General features: G+C 65.6%; 21 protein-coding genes and 3 tRNA genes. 9 read left to right on the top strand and 15 right to left on the bottom strand.

The window, feature by feature from the left end; all coding sequences use genetic code 11:
• Positions 1 to 5: 5 nt before the first annotated feature.
• Entirely contained in the window at positions 6 to 977 is a 972-nt protein-coding gene (locus BEMPMBAN_RS23275) for a helix-turn-helix transcriptional regulator (protein WP_159233630.1), read from the bottom strand.
• 12 nt (positions 978 to 989) lie between these two features.
• On the bottom strand, positions 990 to 1,499 hold the full coding sequence (locus tag BEMPMBAN_RS23270; RefSeq protein WP_159233629.1) for a DUF2243 domain-containing protein: 510 nt from the start codon (positions 1,497 to 1,499) through the stop codon (positions 990 to 992).
• Between the two features lie 85 nt (positions 1,500 to 1,584).
• On the opposite strand from BEMPMBAN_RS23270, the gene BEMPMBAN_RS23265 reads away from it, so the two are divergent.
• Positions 1,585 to 2,124, top strand: a complete 540-nt coding sequence (locus BEMPMBAN_RS23265; protein ID WP_159233628.1) for a DinB family protein — start codon at positions 1,585 to 1,587, stop codon at positions 2,122 to 2,124.
• A 3-nt stretch (positions 2,125 to 2,127) separates the two neighbouring features.
• Positions 2,128 to 2,727 (top strand): DinB family protein, encoded by a 600-nt coding sequence (locus BEMPMBAN_RS23260; protein WP_159233627.1) that lies wholly within the window; start codon positions 2,128 to 2,130, stop codon positions 2,725 to 2,727.
• Positions 2,728 to 2,776: 49 nt separating this feature from the next.
• Here BEMPMBAN_RS23260 and BEMPMBAN_RS23255 read toward each other — a convergent pair whose 3' ends face one another.
• Together BEMPMBAN_RS23255 and BEMPMBAN_RS23250 are read right to left on the bottom strand one after the other, a co-directional pair.
• Positions 2,777 to 3,106, bottom strand: a complete 330-nt coding sequence (locus tag BEMPMBAN_RS23255; RefSeq protein ID WP_159233626.1) for a hypothetical protein — start codon at positions 3,104 to 3,106, stop codon at positions 2,777 to 2,779.
• 237 nt (positions 3,107 to 3,343) lie between these two features.
• Positions 3,344 to 3,976 carry a TetR/AcrR family transcriptional regulator gene (locus BEMPMBAN_RS23250; RefSeq protein ID WP_159233625.1) on the bottom strand — a complete coding sequence of 211 codons (633 nt, stop codon included), beginning with the start codon at positions 3,974 to 3,976 and terminating at the stop codon, positions 3,344 to 3,346.
• 91 nt (positions 3,977 to 4,067) lie between these two features.
• Between BEMPMBAN_RS23250 and BEMPMBAN_RS23245 the strand changes: the two genes are divergently transcribed.
• The 5 genes from BEMPMBAN_RS23245 to BEMPMBAN_RS23225 all read left to right on the top strand — a co-directional run bounded on the left by BEMPMBAN_RS23245 (position 4,068) and on the right by BEMPMBAN_RS23225 (position 9,624).
• Positions 4,068 to 5,066, top strand: coding sequence for an oxygenase MpaB family protein (locus tag BEMPMBAN_RS23245; protein WP_159233624.1), 999 nt, complete (start codon positions 4,068 to 4,070; stop codon positions 5,064 to 5,066).
• A 162-nt stretch (positions 5,067 to 5,228) separates the two neighbouring features.
• The gene (locus BEMPMBAN_RS23240) at positions 5,229 to 6,686 is read left to right on the top strand and encodes an ABC1 kinase family protein (protein WP_234897662.1); all 1,458 of its coding nucleotides are present in this window, start codon (positions 5,229 to 5,231) and stop codon (positions 6,684 to 6,686) included.
• A 7-nt stretch (positions 6,687 to 6,693) separates the two neighbouring features.
• Positions 6,694 to 7,599, top strand: coding sequence for an alpha/beta fold hydrolase (locus BEMPMBAN_RS23235; RefSeq protein WP_159233623.1), 906 nt, complete (start codon positions 6,694 to 6,696; stop codon positions 7,597 to 7,599).
• Between the two features lie 110 nt (positions 7,600 to 7,709).
• Positions 7,710 to 8,591 (top strand): cyclopropane mycolic acid synthase family methyltransferase, encoded by an 882-nt coding sequence (locus BEMPMBAN_RS23230; RefSeq protein WP_159233654.1) that lies wholly within the window; start codon positions 7,710 to 7,712, stop codon positions 8,589 to 8,591.
• A gap of 136 nt (positions 8,592 to 8,727) precedes the next feature.
• Positions 8,728 to 9,624: a cyclopropane mycolic acid synthase family methyltransferase gene (locus tag BEMPMBAN_RS23225; protein WP_159233622.1), complete on the top strand. Its 897-nt coding sequence runs from the start codon at positions 8,728 to 8,730 to the stop codon at positions 9,622 to 9,624.
• Positions 9,625 to 10,091: 467 nt separating this feature from the next.
• Here BEMPMBAN_RS23225 and rplA read toward each other — a convergent pair whose 3' ends face one another.
• From rplA to BEMPMBAN_RS23170, 11 genes are all read right to left on the bottom strand, one after another.
• Positions 10,092 to 10,799 (bottom strand): 50S ribosomal protein L1, encoded by a 708-nt coding sequence (gene rplA / locus BEMPMBAN_RS23220; RefSeq protein ID WP_159233621.1) that lies wholly within the window; start codon positions 10,797 to 10,799, stop codon positions 10,092 to 10,094.
• A gap of 137 nt (positions 10,800 to 10,936) precedes the next feature.
• Positions 10,937 to 11,365, bottom strand: a complete 429-nt coding sequence (gene rplK, locus BEMPMBAN_RS23215; protein WP_159233620.1) for a 50S ribosomal protein L11 — start codon at positions 11,363 to 11,365, stop codon at positions 10,937 to 10,939.
• A gap of 56 nt (positions 11,366 to 11,421) precedes the next feature.
• Positions 11,422 to 12,204, bottom strand: coding sequence for a transcription termination/antitermination protein NusG (nusG, locus tag BEMPMBAN_RS23210; protein ID WP_159233619.1), 783 nt, complete (start codon positions 12,202 to 12,204; stop codon positions 11,422 to 11,424).
• 49 nt (positions 12,205 to 12,253) lie between these two features.
• On the bottom strand, positions 12,254 to 12,694 hold the full coding sequence (gene secE / locus BEMPMBAN_RS23205) for a preprotein translocase subunit SecE (RefSeq protein WP_159233618.1): 441 nt from the start codon (positions 12,692 to 12,694) through the stop codon (positions 12,254 to 12,256).
• Positions 12,695 to 12,767: 73 nt separating this feature from the next.
• Positions 12,768 to 12,840: transfer RNA gene (locus BEMPMBAN_RS23200), tRNA-Trp, on the bottom strand.
• Positions 12,841 to 13,002: 162 nt separating this feature from the next.
• Positions 13,003 to 13,512 (bottom strand): (3R)-hydroxyacyl-ACP dehydratase subunit HadC, encoded by a 510-nt coding sequence (hadC, locus tag BEMPMBAN_RS23195; protein WP_159233617.1) that lies wholly within the window; start codon positions 13,510 to 13,512, stop codon positions 13,003 to 13,005.
• Positions 13,513 to 13,524: 12 nt separating this feature from the next.
• A complete protein-coding gene (gene hadB / locus BEMPMBAN_RS23190) occupies positions 13,525 to 13,953 on the bottom strand; it encodes a (3R)-hydroxyacyl-ACP dehydratase subunit HadB (RefSeq protein ID WP_159233616.1) in 429 nt (142 codons plus the stop codon).
• Positions 13,940 to 14,419 carry a (3R)-hydroxyacyl-ACP dehydratase subunit HadA gene (gene hadA / locus BEMPMBAN_RS23185; RefSeq protein ID WP_159233615.1) on the bottom strand — a complete coding sequence of 160 codons (480 nt, stop codon included), beginning with the start codon at positions 14,417 to 14,419 and terminating at the stop codon, positions 13,940 to 13,942. Before hadA ends, hadB begins: the two co-directional genes overlap by 14 nt.
• 66 nt (positions 14,420 to 14,485) lie before the next feature.
• Positions 14,486 to 14,653 (bottom strand): 50S ribosomal protein L33, encoded by a 168-nt coding sequence (rpmG, locus tag BEMPMBAN_RS23180; RefSeq protein ID WP_003929651.1) that lies wholly within the window; start codon positions 14,651 to 14,653, stop codon positions 14,486 to 14,488.
• A 45-nt stretch (positions 14,654 to 14,698) separates the two neighbouring features.
• Positions 14,699 to 14,772, bottom strand: a tRNA-Met gene (locus tag BEMPMBAN_RS23175).
• 70 nt (positions 14,773 to 14,842) lie between these two features.
• Positions 14,843 to 14,915: transfer RNA gene (locus BEMPMBAN_RS23170), tRNA-Thr, on the bottom strand.
• Between the two features lie 175 nt (positions 14,916 to 15,090).
• Here BEMPMBAN_RS23170 and BEMPMBAN_RS23165 point away from each other — a divergent pair.
• Positions 15,091 to 15,807 (top strand): MBL fold metallo-hydrolase, encoded by a 717-nt coding sequence (locus BEMPMBAN_RS23165; protein ID WP_159233614.1) that lies wholly within the window; start codon positions 15,091 to 15,093, stop codon positions 15,805 to 15,807.
• A gap of 108 nt (positions 15,808 to 15,915) precedes the next feature.
• On the top strand, positions 15,916 to 16,032 hold a 117-nt coding region (locus BEMPMBAN_RS23160; RefSeq protein WP_159233613.1), incomplete at its 3' end, for a DUF2510 domain-containing protein.

The following is a 16,032-nucleotide window of genomic DNA, read 5'->3' as shown; positions in this document are numbered from 1 at the left end:
GGTGGCTACCGGACGGCGCGCGCGATCCGTTCGGCCACCACACGAACCGCCGCGACGACCTCGGGCGGCCCCAGAACCTCGAAGTCGCAACCCGGTAGGGCCAGCCACGGCACCATGCGTTCGGGGTCGTCGGCTCCGGTCGTGACGATACAGGCGTCGGGGCCATCGGCCTCGATTTCCACCGATGCCGCCGAAAATGTCTGCGCCACAACGTGTTGAGGTGCCAGATAGCGGACCCGCGCGATATACGGGTACGGGGCCGAGGAGATCGCCCGGCGCACGTAGGAGGCCGCGTCCGGGGCGTCGCGGGGAACGAAGGTGCTGCCCTTGGCCCTGACGTCGGCCATCCGGTCCAGGCGCAGGCTCCGCCAGTCGGTGCGGTCGCGGTCGTAGCACAGCAGATACCAGCGCCGGCCGGTGGTCACCAACTGGTAGGGCTCCAGCCGGCGCTGGGTGGCACGGCCGCGGAGGTCGACGTACCCGGCGGCGACATGCTCGTGGTCTCGGCTGGCCCGGGCCAGGGTCATCAACACATCGGGGTCGACGGGGGTGTCGGTGGCCGCACCCAGCGTCACCGTCGCGTCGTGCACGGCGGACACCTGCGAACGCATCCGCGCAGGCATCACCTGGTCGAGCTTGCTCAGGGCTCGCAGCGCCGACTCCCCGATGCCCGCGACGCTGCCACCCGCGGCGACCCGCAGGCACACCGCCATCGCGACCGCCTCGTCGGGGTCGAGCAACAGGGGCGGGAGAGCGGCGCCGGCACCGAGTTGGTAACCCCCGCCGGGTCCGGTGCTGGCGTGCACCGGGTAGCCGAGTTCCCGCAGCCGTTCAACGTCCCGTCGCACGCTGCGGGTTGTCACCTCGAGCCGCTCCGCCAGTTCCTCGCCGCTCCACACCCGGCGGGATTGCAGCAGGCCGAGCAGTTGCAGCACCCGGCCGGTGGTGGTGGCCGGGGCGGACGCAGCAGCGGGCACAGCGTCAGCTTGTCAGATACTGCGGACAGTTTCGGTCCGCTGATCCAGCTGGTCCTGCAGAGACCGGGCGCCGCGTCGGTGCAGCAGCCACCCACCGCCGAGCAGAACGACCCCGGAGATCAGAAACCCGATGTCCCACGACAGGGGCGCACCCAGGTCGTCGCGGACGTGGTGGATCCCGAGCAGTTGGTGGTTGATCAACCCTTCGACCAGGTTGAACACCCCCCAACCGGCCAGCAGCAGGCCGAGGTGGAAGGACCAGTTCGGCGCCAGCCGTCCCCGGCGCCATTCGGTCACGGTCAGGATCGATCCGGCCATCACCAGCAGCCAGGTGCCGACGTGGAAGAACCCGTCCGCCAGCACATTGAGTTCGAGACCGGCCACAGTGTCGGTCGGCTCGGAGCCGCTGATCATGTGGTGCCACTGAAGGATTTCGTGCAGGACGATGCCGTCGATGAAGCCTCCGAAGCCAAGCCCGAGGAGCAGCCCGGGCAACGGGCTCGGTGACCGTGTTCGCGTCATCCCTGAGCCCTACCCGCCTGACCGCGTTCCAACCGGCCGGTCTTTTAGGACCGTTCCTGTCCTAGGATGGTGCGAAGCTAGCGCCATGAGTTCGACAAGCCTGGCCACGCAGTTGGCCGACCAGCTGGATTTCCACTGGACCCAACAACTACGACCGCGCCTCGCGGGCCTGACCGACGACGAATACTTCTGGCAGCCGGTGCCGGGGTGGACGGTTCATCGTGACGGCGGTATCGACTTCGACTATCCACCTCCGCAGCCCGAACCCCTCACGACGATCGCCTGGCGAATGGCCCACGTCATCGTCGGCGTGTTCGCCGTGCGCAGCCATTCCCATTTCGGTGGACCCCCCGCCGACTATTCGTCGTGGCAGTACGCCACCGATGCCGCGACGGCGCTGCGGCAGTGGGACGACGAGTACGCCCGCTGGATGTCCGGGGTTCGCGGCCTCGATGACGCCGCCCTCGCCATGCCGTGCGGACCGGCCGAAGGGCCATACGCCGACGAACCGATGACCACACTCGTGCTCCACATCAACCGCGAAGTGATCCACCACGGAGCTGAGATCTCGCTGCTCCGTGATCTCTACACCCACACCCACACCCACACCCACAAGGAGAAGTGACCGATGCCCGCCATGCCCCCTCCCATCGCCGATGAGCGTGCCGGCCTCAAGGAGTACGTCGCCGCGCAGCAGTACGCCTTCCACGCGATCGTGTTCGGGCTCACCGACGAGCAGGCCCGATCGGCGCCCTCGGTCAGCGCGCTGTCCATCGGCGGGCTGATCAAGCACGTCACGAAATGCCAGCGCGGCTGGATGGAGCGGGTTGCGGCGGCCCCGGAGCTCGCCGCGAGCGACCAGCGGCCGATGGCCGAGCAGGCCGCGGAATACGGAGACGAGTTCGTCGCGCGTGAGGACGAGACGCTGGCCGGCATCCTCGAGGAATTCGACAAACAGAACGCCGAGACGATCCGGTTGATCGAGACCGCCGACCTGGGCGCGGCGGTGCCGATCCCGCAGGATGTGCCGTGGTTCCCCAAGGACGTGTCCGCCTGGTCGGTGCGCTGGGTGATCTTCCACATGATCGAGGAGCTGGCACGGCACGCCGGCCATGGCGACATCATCCGCGAGTCCATCGACGGCGCAACGCTTTACGAACTCCTGGGCGCTGTCGAGGGATGGCCGGAAACCGACTGGCTCAAGCCGTGGACGCCGGCCGGCGCGTAGACGCAAGAAGGGGCGCCCCAGGCGGGGCGCCCCTTGGTGCTCGGTGTGCTCACTTGACGTCGACGAGGTAGACGTTGCCGGTGGTCTCGAGGACCTTGCGGTCGCCCTGGGCGTCCCAGACGTACTCCCGGATCGGCTGGCCCTGGCGGACCGAGACGACCTCGGCGTTGTCGAGTGCGGTAGATCCCTGACGATTGACGATCACGCGATTGCCGTCGGCTTCCAGCGAGCTGATGGTGTCCGCGGCGCTGTTGCCGGAGGGCGCGGCCTTCGGGGGCCAGGGTCCGGCGGCGGCGGAGCCGGCCAACCCGAGGAAGGCGGCAGCGAATCCGGCGGCGGTGATCGCGGTGATGGCGGTGGTGGCGGTGGTGTTCTTCATTGTTCTGCTCTTCCCTTTGTGTCGGGTCGGAGCCGTGGAGCGAATCACGCGGTTTCGACTTCTCGGTGGTGCCTTCTTGTGGTTCTGGTGGCTTAAACCAGCAGGTCAGGGTATTAATTCCGGTGGCAGGAATTGCACGATCGCTGGCAGAAACCCGACGGTCCACTCCTCGCCGGAACGGTATTCCAGGTGCGAAAAATCGAGAGACGCCCTGCTGGAATACCGTTCCGGCGGGGACTAGCGCAGGACGAATTGCAGTGCGTAGTCCACGACCGTGTCGAGGTCGTCGCCGAGATGCCCGGCCAGCCACTGCTGGGCGAGCTCCGCCATCGCACCGGTGTACATCGCTGCCCCTACCATCGCGACGACGGGGTCGGTGTCGGGTTGTAGCCGCCAGCCCTCGGTGAGCACACCTTCGCGCAGCAGATCCTGCGTCGCTGCCCGTCGCGCCGCCAACACCCGGTTGGCCCGAGCGTCGGTGAACAGCACCCGGCCGCGTCGAGGGTCGGCCGAGCTGAAGTGCAGCACCGCGGCGATACCGGCACGGGTACGGGCTCGCAAGCTGTCGCCGGCCTTGGCCATCGCGTCTTCAACCGCCACCGCGAGCTCGGAGCTGACCCGGTCATACACCGCGCCCAAAAGGTCATCGGTGTCGGCGAAGCTCTCGTAGAAGTAGCGGGTGTTGAGCCCGCATTCGCGGGACACCGAACGCACCGACAGCGCGGCCTCGCCACCGTCACCGAACAGCCGCAGCGCCGCGTCGACCAGCAGTGCCCGGCGTTCTGCCCGGCGGTCGGTCAGCGGGACGCCAGCCCACCTGGTCGGGTTGGCCGCCGAATTGGCCGACGAATTGGCCCCAGGGCTGGACACGGCTACAGCCTAGATTGCTGGCCGCCGTTCTGGTCACAACCGTATCCAAACGCTATTCTGGCTACAGCCGTGACCATTATTGGAGGTACCGATGTTCATGCCGCATCAGATCGTCGGACAGGAACTGAACAAGCGGTTCGACCATGACGTGCGTCGGCACTTCTTCCGCGGCATGGAGTTCGCCGGCCCACTCGGCGACCCCGGCTGGTTCGGACCCGGCAGCGCGGTGTGGCATGTCCACTCCCACATGCACTCGCTGGTGTTCGGTCTGCAGTGCGCTGCCTACATTGAGCGTCTCGACCCGTCGATCTACTGGATGGGAGTGCACCACTCGAGACTGGTCAAGAAAGACACCAGGGATGCCGCGATGCCCCAGATCGACCCGAAGGGCGCCGCGGTACGACTGGGGCACTCGGTGGCGTTCTTCATCGGCACCGCCTACGGGTCGACGCCCACTGCCGAACGCCTCGCGACGGCGGTCCGGTCGATGCACCACACCGTCAAGGGGACACGACCAGACGGTGCGCGCTACGACGCCGACGACCCCGAGTGGCTGCGCTGGAACTATGCAACGGTGGTGTGGGGCATCGCGACCGCACACCAGCTGTATCACCCACAACCGTTGCGAGGCAAGGACATCGACCGCTACTACGGCGAGTTCGTCCGTGTCGGGCACGCCCTCGGCGGAACCGACCTGCCGAGCACCAAACAACAGACCCTGGACTGCCTGGAGTCCTATTTGCCCAGGTTGGCCGTCACCTACGGCACCGCCATGGCGACCGGGCCGAACCTGCCGTTGCCACAGAGCGCGCTCAACTGGGCCATCCGCGACACCATGCCTCCGTGGGCCAAGGGCCTGATCCAGCACCGCGACCCCAACGTCATCGAGCAGACCGCCCGGCGCGCGCTGGTGTGGTCGATCATCAACGGAATCGCCGTCGCCTCCGGTCCGGTGCCGGAGTTCGAGCAGGCCAGAGCCCGGGTAGCCAACGGCATCGATCCGGACCTCGCTCCGCACACGCTGCCGACTCATCGGCCGGGCAGTGATCCGGTGCGGACCCGCGCCGAGCTCGAGGATGCCTTCGCCTGACCCCCGCGAGCCCGCGACGCCCCTCCGGAGACGCCGGAACTGTGTTCCGGTCGCCGAAAGTCGAGTGAGGACCTACTGGAATACCGTTCCGGCGGGCGGCCGGACTGTGACCTGGTGCACAGCTTTTTTCACTGACCAGCAGATTTTGAGACACTGCAACCCATGAGCACCACGCGAATGACCAAGCAGACACAGCACCGCGAGGTCGCCAAGCTTGACCGGGTGCCCTTGCCAGTCGAGGCGGCGCGCGTCGGGGTGACGGGATGGCAGGTGACGCGTACCGGGGCCCGCGTCGTCGGCAAGCTCGCCGGACGAGGCTCGCTGCAGCAGAAGATCGTCCAGCAGATCCCCCAGGCCTTCGCCGACCTGGGACCCACCTACGTCAAGTTCGGCCAGATCATCGCGTCCAGCCCGGGCGCCTTCGGCGAGCCGCTGAGCCGCGAGTTCCGCAGCCTGCTCGACCGCGTGCCCGCCGCGGACTCCGACGCCATCCACAAACTGTTCCGCGAGGACCTCGGCGACGAGCCGGCGAACCTGTTCAAGTCCTTCGACGAGAAGCCCTTCGCTTCGGCTTCCATCGCCCAGGTGCACTACGCGACCCTGCACAGCGGCGAGGAGGTCGTGGTCAAGATCCAGCGGCCCGGCATCCGTCGCCGAGTGGCCGCCGACCTGCAGATCCTCAAGCGGGGCGCCCGCCTGGTCGAGTTCGCGAAGCTGGGCCAGCGCCTGTCGGCCCAGGACGTGGTCGCCGACTTCGCCGACAACCTGGCCGAGGAGCTCGACTTCCGGCTGGAGGCCCAGTCGATGGACGCGTGGGTCGCGCACATGCACGCCTCCCCGCTGGGTAAGAACATCCGTGTCCCGCAGGTGTACTGGGATCTGACCAGCGAGCGGGTGCTGACGATGGAGCGGGTCACCGGCGTGCGGATCGACGACGTCGCCGCGATCCGGAAGAAGGGCTTCGACGGCACCGAACTGGTCAAGGCGCTGCTGTTCAGCCTGTTCGAGGGCGGGCTGCGCCACGGCCTGTTCCACGGCGACCTGCACGCGGGCAACCTGTACGTCGACGACGACGGCAAGATCGTGTTCTTCGACTTCGGCATCATGGGCCGCATCGACCCGCGCACCCGCTGGCTGCTGCGCGAACTGGTACACGCACTGCTGGTCAAGAAAGATCACGCGACCGCAGGCAAGATCGTCGTGATGATGGGCGCGGTGGGCACCGTCAAACCCGAGGCGCAGGCCGCCAAGGACCTGGAGAAGTTCGCCACGCCGCTGACGATGACGTCGCTGGGCGACCTGAGCTACGCCGAGATCGGCAAGCAGCTCTCCACGTTGGCCGAGGCCTATGACGTCAAACTGCCCCGCGAGTTGGTCCTGATCGGCAAGCAGTTCCTCTATGTCGAGCGCTACATGAAACTGCTGGCGCCGCGCTGGCAGATGATGAGCGACCCGCAGCTCACCGGCTACTTCGCCAACTTCATGGTCGAGATCAGCCGCGAGCACAACAACGCCGACGAGCGCTTGCGCGAGGAGCCTCCTGAAGACGAGCGCTTGCGCGAGGAGCCTCCTGAAGACGAGCGCTTGCGCGAGGAGCCGACTGAAGACCTGGAGGTCTGACGTCAAGGTGGAGATTCGAGAAGGCAAGGCGCCGTCGGGTGATGTGAAGATCCACTACGAGGACATGGGCGCTCCCGGCGACCCAGCCGTCCTGCTGATCATGGGCCTCGGTGCGCAGCTGCTGTTCTGGCATGACGACTTCTGCCGCAAGCTCGTCGACCGGGGCCTGCGGGTGATCCGATACGACAACCGCGACGTCGGACTGTCGACCTATTTCGAGGGACAGCGCACCAGGGGTTCGCAGATCGGCAACATGGCCCGATCAGTGCTCGGCAGCCGCAGCCCGGCGGTCTACACGCTCGAGGACATGGCCGACGACGCGGCGGCGCTGCTCGACCACCTCGACATCGACCGCGCGCATGTGGTCGGCGCATCGATGGGCGGGATGATCGCGCAGATCGTCGCGGCGCGGCACGCCGAGCGCACCAAGACCCTCGGCGTGATCTTCTCGTCGAACAACCAGGCGCTGCTCCCGCCTCCGGGGCCGCGGCATCTGCTCGCCGTCGTCACCGGGCCGGCGCCCGACTCGCCGCGTGAGGTGATCATCGAGAACTCGGTCCGGGTCAGCCGCATCATCGGCAGCCCCGACTATCCGAAGCCGGTGGAGATGCTGCGCGCCGACGCCATGGCGTTCTACGACCGCGCGTTCAATCCCTACGGCATCGCGCGGCAGTTCAATGCGATCACCGGCAGTGGCAGCCTCCGCAAGTACAACAAGCAGACCACCGCGCCGGCCGTCGTCATCCACGGCAAGGCCGACAAGCTGATGCGGCCCTCCGGCGGTCGCGCGGTCGCCCGGGCGATCCCGGGCGCGCGACTGGTGCTCTTCGACGGCATGGGACACGAGCTGCCGGAGCCGCTGTGGGACGACATCCTCAATGAATTGACGACCACGTTCGCGCAAGCCGTGTGACCTTCACGTCAATTCGCACAGCTCAGAAAGCACGTAGCATTCCCATCGGGCACATGACCGCCGTTTCAGAAGACCCTCTTCGGGCAGTGCCCAAGGAAGACCAACCGCCCATGGCCTCCTCCAAGCGCAAACTGAAACCACACTTCGAAGACGTCCAGGCCCACTACGACCTGTCCGACGAATTCTTCAGGTTGTTCCTGGACCCGTCTCAGACCTACAGCTGCGCATACTTCGAACGCGATGACATGACCCTCGAAGAGGCCCAGCTGGCGAAAGTCGACCTGGCGCTGGGCAAGCTCGGCCTCCAGCCGGGGATGACGCTGCTCGACATCGGCTGTGGCTGGGGCTCCACCATGATGCGGGCCGTCGAGCGCTATGACGTCAACGTGATCGGCCTGACCCTGAGCGAGAACCAGAAGGCGCACGTAGAGAACGTCTTCGCCGCGTCGGACGAGATGGGTAACACCCGCTCCAAGCAGGTGCTGTTGCAGGGCTGGGAGCAGTTCGACCAGCCCGTCGACCGCATCGTCTCGATCGGGGCGTTCGAACACTTCGGCCGGGACCGCTGGGACGACTTCTTCGCGATGGCCTACAGAGCGCTTCCCGACGACGGTGTGATGCTGCTGCACACCATCACCGCGCTGACACTGCCGCAGATGACCGAGCGCGGTATGCCGCTGACCATCTCGGTGGCCAAGTTCGTCAAGTTCATCCTCACCGAGATCTTCCCGGGCGGATACCTGCCGACGATCGAGCTGGTCGGCGAGCACGCCGCCAAGCCTGGCTTCGAGCTGACCCGCACGCAGTCGCTGCAACCGCACTATGCCCGCACGCTGGACCTGTGGGCCGCGGCACTGGAGGCCCACAAGGACGAGGCGATCGCCGTGCAGTCCGAAGAGGTCTACGAGCGGTACATGCACTACCTCACCGGTTGCGCCGAGGGGTTCCGGGTCGGCTACATCGACGTCAACCAGTTCACCCTCGCCAAGTAGTACGGCCCCGGGACGGATTGGATCGGCGCACCGCCCGAACGCTAGGGTTGACGCTTCAGAGCGCGTGTTTGCAGAAAGTCGAGCCGTGCTTTCGGTACGGTCACTCCACATCGTCGGCTAGCGGAGCAAGGAAAACATGTCTGATCAATCCACCGGCACCAAGGATATGACGCCTCACTTCGAGGACATCCAGGCTCACTACGACCTGTCCGACGACTTCTTCGGCGTCTTCCAGGATCCGACCCGTAAGTACAGCTGCGCCTTCTTCACCGGCCCCAATGCGACGCTGTCGGAGGCGCAGGTCGCCAACGTCGACCAGCATCTCGACCGGTTGGACCTCAAGCCCGGGATGACGTTGCTGGAGGTCGGCTGCGGCTGGGGCCTGACGATGCAGCGCGCCATGGAGAAATACGACGTCAACGTCATCGGCCTGACCCTGAGCAAGAACCAGCAGGCCTACTGCAACCAACTGCTGAGCAAGGTCGACTCCGAGCGCACCTTCGACGTGCGACTGGAGGGTTGGGAGCAGTTCCACAGCCCCGTCGACCGGATCGTGTCGATCGAGGCGTTCGAGCACTTCGGCAAGGACCGCTGGGACGACTTCTTCAAGACGTGTTTCGAGATCCTGCCGGAGGACGGCCGGATGACGATCCAGAGCAGCGTCGGCTATCACCCGTACGACCTCGCCGAGCGCGGCAAGAAGCTGACCTTCGAGTTGGCCCGATTCGTCAAGTTCATGATCACCGAGATCTTCCCCGGCGGCCGGGTGCCGACCACGCAGATGATGGTCGAGCACGGCGAGAAGGCCGGCTTCGTGGTGCCCGAGACCATGTCCCTGCGTAACCACTACATCAAGACGTTGGGCATCTGGGCGAGCCGACTCGAGGCCGCCAAGGACGAGGCGATCGCGGCCACCGACGAGGAGAACTACCACCGCTACATGAAGTACCTGACCGGCTGCCAGTATTACTTCATCGACGAGAGCATCGACGTCAGCCTCGTCACCTACCTGAAGCCCGGCCTCGCCGCCTGACGTTCCCTTCCGGCCCCCGCAGCTCAGATTGCCGGATCACGACGTCGCGACGCGACAGCCGAGGAAATACACTGGCGACGGCTCGGAAAGTGTTTGCTATCGGTAGCAACTCGGCTGCGGGAAGGCACCCGGCAACCGGAATTGACCACACCGGGCGGACGACGAAACCGCAGCAACAGCCGGCGACGCAGTAATTTCACCGACGATAATCATCGTTGGCGTCACCAACTGACCCCCAAAATGTTATGTTGCTGCAGGGGTGCTTCTCGGCCACCACGCATCGGGTTCAGATGGGGGATACGAGCGTCGATCCTCTGACCTGATGCTGAACCACTGTTCGTGGGGGGCGGTGGGATCAGCGGGGCCGGAGATATGCGGCGACCGAGAAGCACTCCCGACAACCGCAGCAAAGAGAAACCCCGCACCGTGGGTGCGGGGTTTCTCTATTGCCTGGCTCCGGCTGGCGCCTACGCCTCCGCGAAATTCCGGGTCACCGCCGGGTCCACCGGGATGCCCGGTCCGGTGGTGGTCGAGACGACGACCTTCTTCAGGTAGCGCCCCTTCGACGACGACGGCTTGGCACGCAGGATCTCGTCGAGCGCCGCGCCGTAGTTCTCGACCAGCGACTTCTCGTCGAACGAGGCCTTGCCGATCACGAAGTGCAGGTTGGCCTGCTTGTCGACGCGGAAGTTGATCTTGCCGCCCTTGATGTCCGACACGGCCTTGGCCACATCGGGGGTGACGGTGCCGGTCTTCGGGTTCGGCATCAGCCCGCGGGGGCCGAGGATACGGGCGATCCGTCCGACCTTGGCCATCTGGTCCGGCGTCGCGATCGCGGCGTCGAAGTCCAGGAACCCGCCCTGGATCTTCTCGATCAGGTCGTCGCTGCCGACGATGTCAGCACCCGCGGCTTCGGCGGCCTCGGCCTTGTCACCGACAGCAAACACCGCGACGCGGGCGGTCTTGCCGGTGCCGTGCGGAAGGTTCACGGTGCCGCGCACCATCTGGTCGGCCTTACGCGGATCGACACCGAGCCGGATCGCGACCTCGACGGTGGCGTCCTGCTTCTTCGACGATGTCTCTTTGGCCAGCTTCGCGGCCTCCAGCGGCGTGTACAGCCGGTCCTTGTCGACCTTCTCCTCCGCTTCGCGGAATGCCTTGCTGTTCTTGCTCATCATTGTCTCCTGGTTAGAAGTTGTGGTTGACGGGCCGGAGCTGGCCCTCCCACGGGATCATTGAGTTGAGACTGCGCTCACGACAGTCCACACTCGGACTTTGTGGCCCTCAGTGCAGTCTCAACGGAGATCACCGACTATTCGACGGTGATCCCCATCGACCGGGCGGTGCCGGCGATGATCTTGGCCGCCTGATCGATGTCGTTGGCGTTGAGGTCTTCCTTCTTGGTCTCGGCGATCTCGCGCACCTGATCCCAGGTCACCTTCGCGACCTTGGTCTTGTGCGGCTCACCGGACCCCTTCTGCACACCGGCCGCCTTGAGCAGCAGCTTCGCGGCGGGCGGGGTCTTCAACGCGAACGTGAAGCTGCGGTCCTCGTAGACGGTGATCTCCACGGGGATGACGTTGCCGCGCTGCGACTCGGTCGCGGCGTTGTACGCCTTGCAGAACTCCATGATGTTGACACCGTGCTGGCCGAGCGCAGGACCTACCGGCGGGGCGGGGTTGGCCTGCCCGGCCTGGATCTGCAGCTTGATCAGCCCGGTGACCTTCTTCTTCGGGGCCATGCTCTGTGGTGTTCCTTTTCTGTTCTCGGGTTCTGGAGAAGGGCGCTGTGGCCCGACTAGATCTTGGCGACCTGGGTGAAGGTCAGTTCGACGGGTGTCTCGCGGCCGAAGATGGACACCAGCACCTTGAGCTTCTGCTGTTCGGCGTTGACCTCGCTGATCGATGCCGGCAACGTCGCGAACGGACCGTCCATGACGGTGACCGATTCGCCGACCTCGAAGTCGACCTCGATGGCCGGACGCTCGTCTGCGCCGATCTCGGCGGCGGCCGCGGAGGTCGACGAGACCTTTCCGGGCTTCTTCGCCGCTGCCGGCGGGAGCAGGAATTTCACCACGTCGTCGAGCGACAGCGGCGACGGCCGCGAGGTGGCACCGACGAAGCCCGTCACACCGGGGGTGTTGCGCACCGCGCCCCACGATTCGTCGTTGAGTTCCATGCGGACCAGGATGTAGCCCGGCAGCACCTTGCGGTTGACCTGCTTACGCTGCCCGTTCTTGATCTCGGTGACCTCTTCGGTGGGCACCTCCACCTGGAAGATGTAATCCCCGACGTCGAGGTTCTGCACGCGGGTCTCGAGGTTGGCCTTCACCTTGTTCTCGTAGCCGGCGTAGGAGTGGATGACATACCACTCACCCGGCTTGAGGCGCAGCTCCTTCTTCAGGGCGACGGCCGGGTCCTCGTCCTCCTCCGGGGCCGGAGCCGCGTCGGCGGGCGCGCTCTCGTCGCCGGCACCCTCGGCCCCCGAATCGGGCTCGGCGTCGGCCCCAACGTTGGCCTCGTCGACCTCGATGGTGTCGACGGTGTCACCCGAAGGCGTTTCGCCGTCGAAGCTAGTCACGTGTAGTCCTCTCTCAATTTCACTGTCAGTGCTCGCCGACCCGTCAGGGTCAGCCGAACACCATCATCACGAGCCTGGCCAGCCCCAAGTCGGTGAATCCGATCAGCGCCACCATGAACGCAAGGAACAGCAGCACGACCGTGGTGTAGGTGACCATCTGCTTGCGGTTCGGCCAGATGACCTTGCGCAGCTCGCCGATGACTTCCTGCAGGTAGTTCAGGACGAAGGCGAAGGGGTTGCGTGACGGCCCGTCCTTGGGCCTCCTGGCGGTCTTCTTGGGGCCACCACCCTTGCTGCCACCGTCGTCGCCGCCGCCCGAGCTGTCCGTCTCCGGAGCCTCGTCGGAGTCGGCTTCCTGGGATTCGGTAACCGCACCGCGCCGCGACCGCTTGCCGGTGGGCCGCGGCGGCCGCGTCACGACCGCCGTATGCCCGCTGTCAGGCTCGGCGCCGGTGTCTGCGGAGCCGGCACCTTCGCGCTCGTCGCTCACCGCATGCTTCCTTTTCTGCTCGTGTGGTCTCGTGTGCTCACCTTCCAGTGTGCACTTGTCGACTATTCAGTTGCAGGGGCGACAGGACTTGAACCTGCAACCTGCGGTTTTGGAGACCGCTGCTCTGCCAGTTGAGCTACGCCCCTTCATAGCGGGTCAGGGGCCCACACAATTCGCGCGCTCCCCGTTCGGTCGATCTAGGCCGACGGACAGCGCGCTGGACTGGGAAAACCCCGAGGACCGAGTGTAGCGTGCCCCCGGTCTGAGTTACTAATCCGGTCCAGGCCTGTTTCTGCCCGGCTGGTCCGTTACTCGCCGGCGGCCTTGCGCACGACCTGACCGGTCTCAGGATCCCACTTCACCGAGATCGAGTTGTCGCCTTCGTGGCCCATCAGCGTCGTGTAGGACTCCATCACGACCTCGCCGTCCGGCCGCGCGACGACGTTGCGGGTGGTGACGATGTCGGCGCCGAAGCGTTCGTCCACCGTCTCGATGTACATCGTCCCGGTGAGTTCGTCGCCGGCCTTGATCGGCTGGTGGAACAGGAACTTCTGGTCGACCTGCACGATCTGCATCGTTTCCAGGCCGACGTCGACGTTCTGGAAGAAGTGGTTCTGGATCATCACCGCGAAGATCGACATGAAGGTCGGCGACGCGACGATTCCGTCGTGGCCGAGCGCGGCGGCCGCGTCCTCGTCATGGGATGCCGGGTCGTTGGCCTTGACGGCTTTCGCGTACTGCCGGACCTGTTCACGGCCGACGACGTAGGTGTCGGGGTATTTCCAGACCATTCCCCGGATATCGGTCTTCAGAGCCATGTCGGTACCCGCTCAGGCCAGCTTGGCGTTGGCGATCGCGCGGCCGAAGATCTTCTTGCCGCCGGATGTCGCGCTGATCGCGATCACGATCGTCTTCGTCTCGGGATCAGCGGACTTCACCCGTCCGTTGAAGACGATCTCGGCACCGGTGCCGTCGTTGGGCACCGGCACCACCGCCGTGAAGCGCACGTTGTACTCGGTGACCGCGCCGGGGTCACCGACCCATGACGTGACATAGCCGCCGCCGAGGCCCATCGTGAGCATGCCGTGGGCGATGGCGGTGTCCAGGCCGACCTGCTTGGCGATCTCGTCATCCCAGTGGATCGGGTTGAGGTCACCGGACACTCCTGCATAGTTGACCAGGTCGCCCCTGGTCAACGGGATGATCTTCTCGGGCAGCTGATCGCCGACCTTGACCGAACTGAACTCACGCAGTGCCATCTTTGAAGCCACTCTTTCCGTCTTCTTCGCTACGTCCCGCCAGGGTGGTGTAACTCTCCTGCACGATGTCGCCGTCGGCGTTGCTGATGATGTTCTTGGTGGTGATGATGTCGGTGCCGTGGGCTTTGCGGATCGAATCGATGTACACGTCGCAATACAGCTTGTCGCCGGCCTTGATCGGCTTGAGGTACTTGAGTATCTGGTCGACCTGCACGATCTGGGCGTCGGTGATGCCGATGTTGGCGGCGGCGAACATCGCCGACTGCGCCTGGTACCCGAACACCGAGATGAACGTCAACGGGGCGAGCAGCGCGTCGTAACCGAGCTCTGCGGCGGCCTTCTCGTCGAAAAACGCGGGGTCGTCGTTCTTGACCGCCACGGCGTACTCGCGGATCTTCTCGCGGCCGACGACGTAATGGTCGGGAAAGCGGAAATGCAACCCGACGTAGTCGTCCAGGAAAGACACGAGATGAACCTACCTAGTCGAGCTCAGCGACCGTGAATCGACGGCGGCGAGGCCCGGTGGTCCCGCTCAGCGCGACTCTTTGTGGGCCTGGTGCTTGCCGCAGTTCGGGCAGAACTTCTTGATCTCGAGTCGATCGGGATCGTTGCGACGGTTCTTCTTCGTGATGTAGTTGCGGTGCTTGCACACCTCGCACGCCAAAGTGATCTTCGGCCGTACGTCTGTACTGGACGCCACGTCAGGTGCCTCTTTCTCAAAACTCGGTCGATCTCGTACTGCGTGTAGCGGTGGGGGGGCTCGATCCCCCGACCTCACGATTATGAGTCGTGCGCTCTAACCAGCTGAGCTACACCGCCCCGATGGGCACGGAATCGGCGCACCGCTGGGAGCTTGTCTCCCGTCGCTTCGCTCGCCCGCTGTCCACCGAGCCCCCTAACGGAATCGAACCGTTGACCTTTTCCTTACCATGGAAACGCTCTACCGACTGAGCTAAGGGGGCATTGCTGCCTTGCTTGGTTACTGAAGCTCACCGCCGAGCGATGGGCCTTAAAGAGGGTACATTCTCACCGTTTGCCACGCCAAACCGCTGGTCATCCCCCGCCCACGACGTAGCCTGGGCGCGCAGACGCCCCTGAGCGCCGGACCGACGCCGCCGGGTGCATACGCTGGTCGTCATGGCTGACTCGGACCGCCTCTATTTCAGGCAACTGCTGTCGGGCCGCGATTTCGCGGCCGAAGACATGATCGCCCAGCAGATGCGCAACTTCGCCTACCTGATCGGCGACCGGCAGACCGGCGACACCGTGGTGGTGGATCCCGCCTACGCCGCGCAGGAACTGGTGGACGCGCTGGAGTCGGACGGTATGCACCTGTCGGGCGTGCTGGTCACCCATCACCACCCCGACCACGTCGGGGGGTCGATGATGGGTTTTGAGTTCAAGGGACTCGCTGAGCTGCTGGAACGCGTCAGCGTCCCGGTCCACGTCAACGCGCACGAAGCGGAGTGGGTCTCGCGGATCACCGGGATCGCGCTGAGCGAGCTGACGTCACACCAGCACGGCGACAAGGTCAGCGTCGGCGACATCGACATCGAGCTGCTGCACACGCCGGGCCACACCCCCGGCAGCCAGTGTTTCCTGCTCGNCGGCCGGCTCGTCGCCGGCGACACGCTGTTCCTGGAGGGCTGCGGCCGCACCGACTTCCCCGGCGGCGACGCCGACGAGATGTTCCGCAGCCTGCAGGCGCTCGCGCAGCTGCCCGGCGATCCCACCGTCTTCCCCGGGCACTGGTACTCCGCGGAGCCGAGCGCACAGCTCTCCGAGGTCCGAAGCACCAACTACGTCTACCGGGCGAGCAATCTGGATCAGTGGCGCATGCTGATGGGCGGCTGACCCGTCGCTGCCCTCCCCGGGCTTTTATGAAACCCGGCCGACATCCTGGTGCTGCGATATCCTCCCGATGCTCGGCACCGGCCGGTGCGTGACGGGAGGACGCCCGCGATGACCACGCCGCAAACGCCGCCTGGCTGGTACTCCGATCCGGACGGGTCGGGTGGGCAGCGGTACTGGGACGGCAACGCCTGGACCGAACACCGGACCGATGCACCGCCCCCACCC

Source organism: Mycolicibacterium austroafricanum (genome assembly GCF_902705885.1).
Classification (GTDB): Bacteria; Actinomycetota; Actinomycetes; order Mycobacteriales; family Mycobacteriaceae; genus Mycobacterium; species Mycobacterium vanbaalenii_A.
Note: the sequence above shows the minus strand (reverse complement) of the source record. Positions and strands in the feature narration are given on the sequence as shown.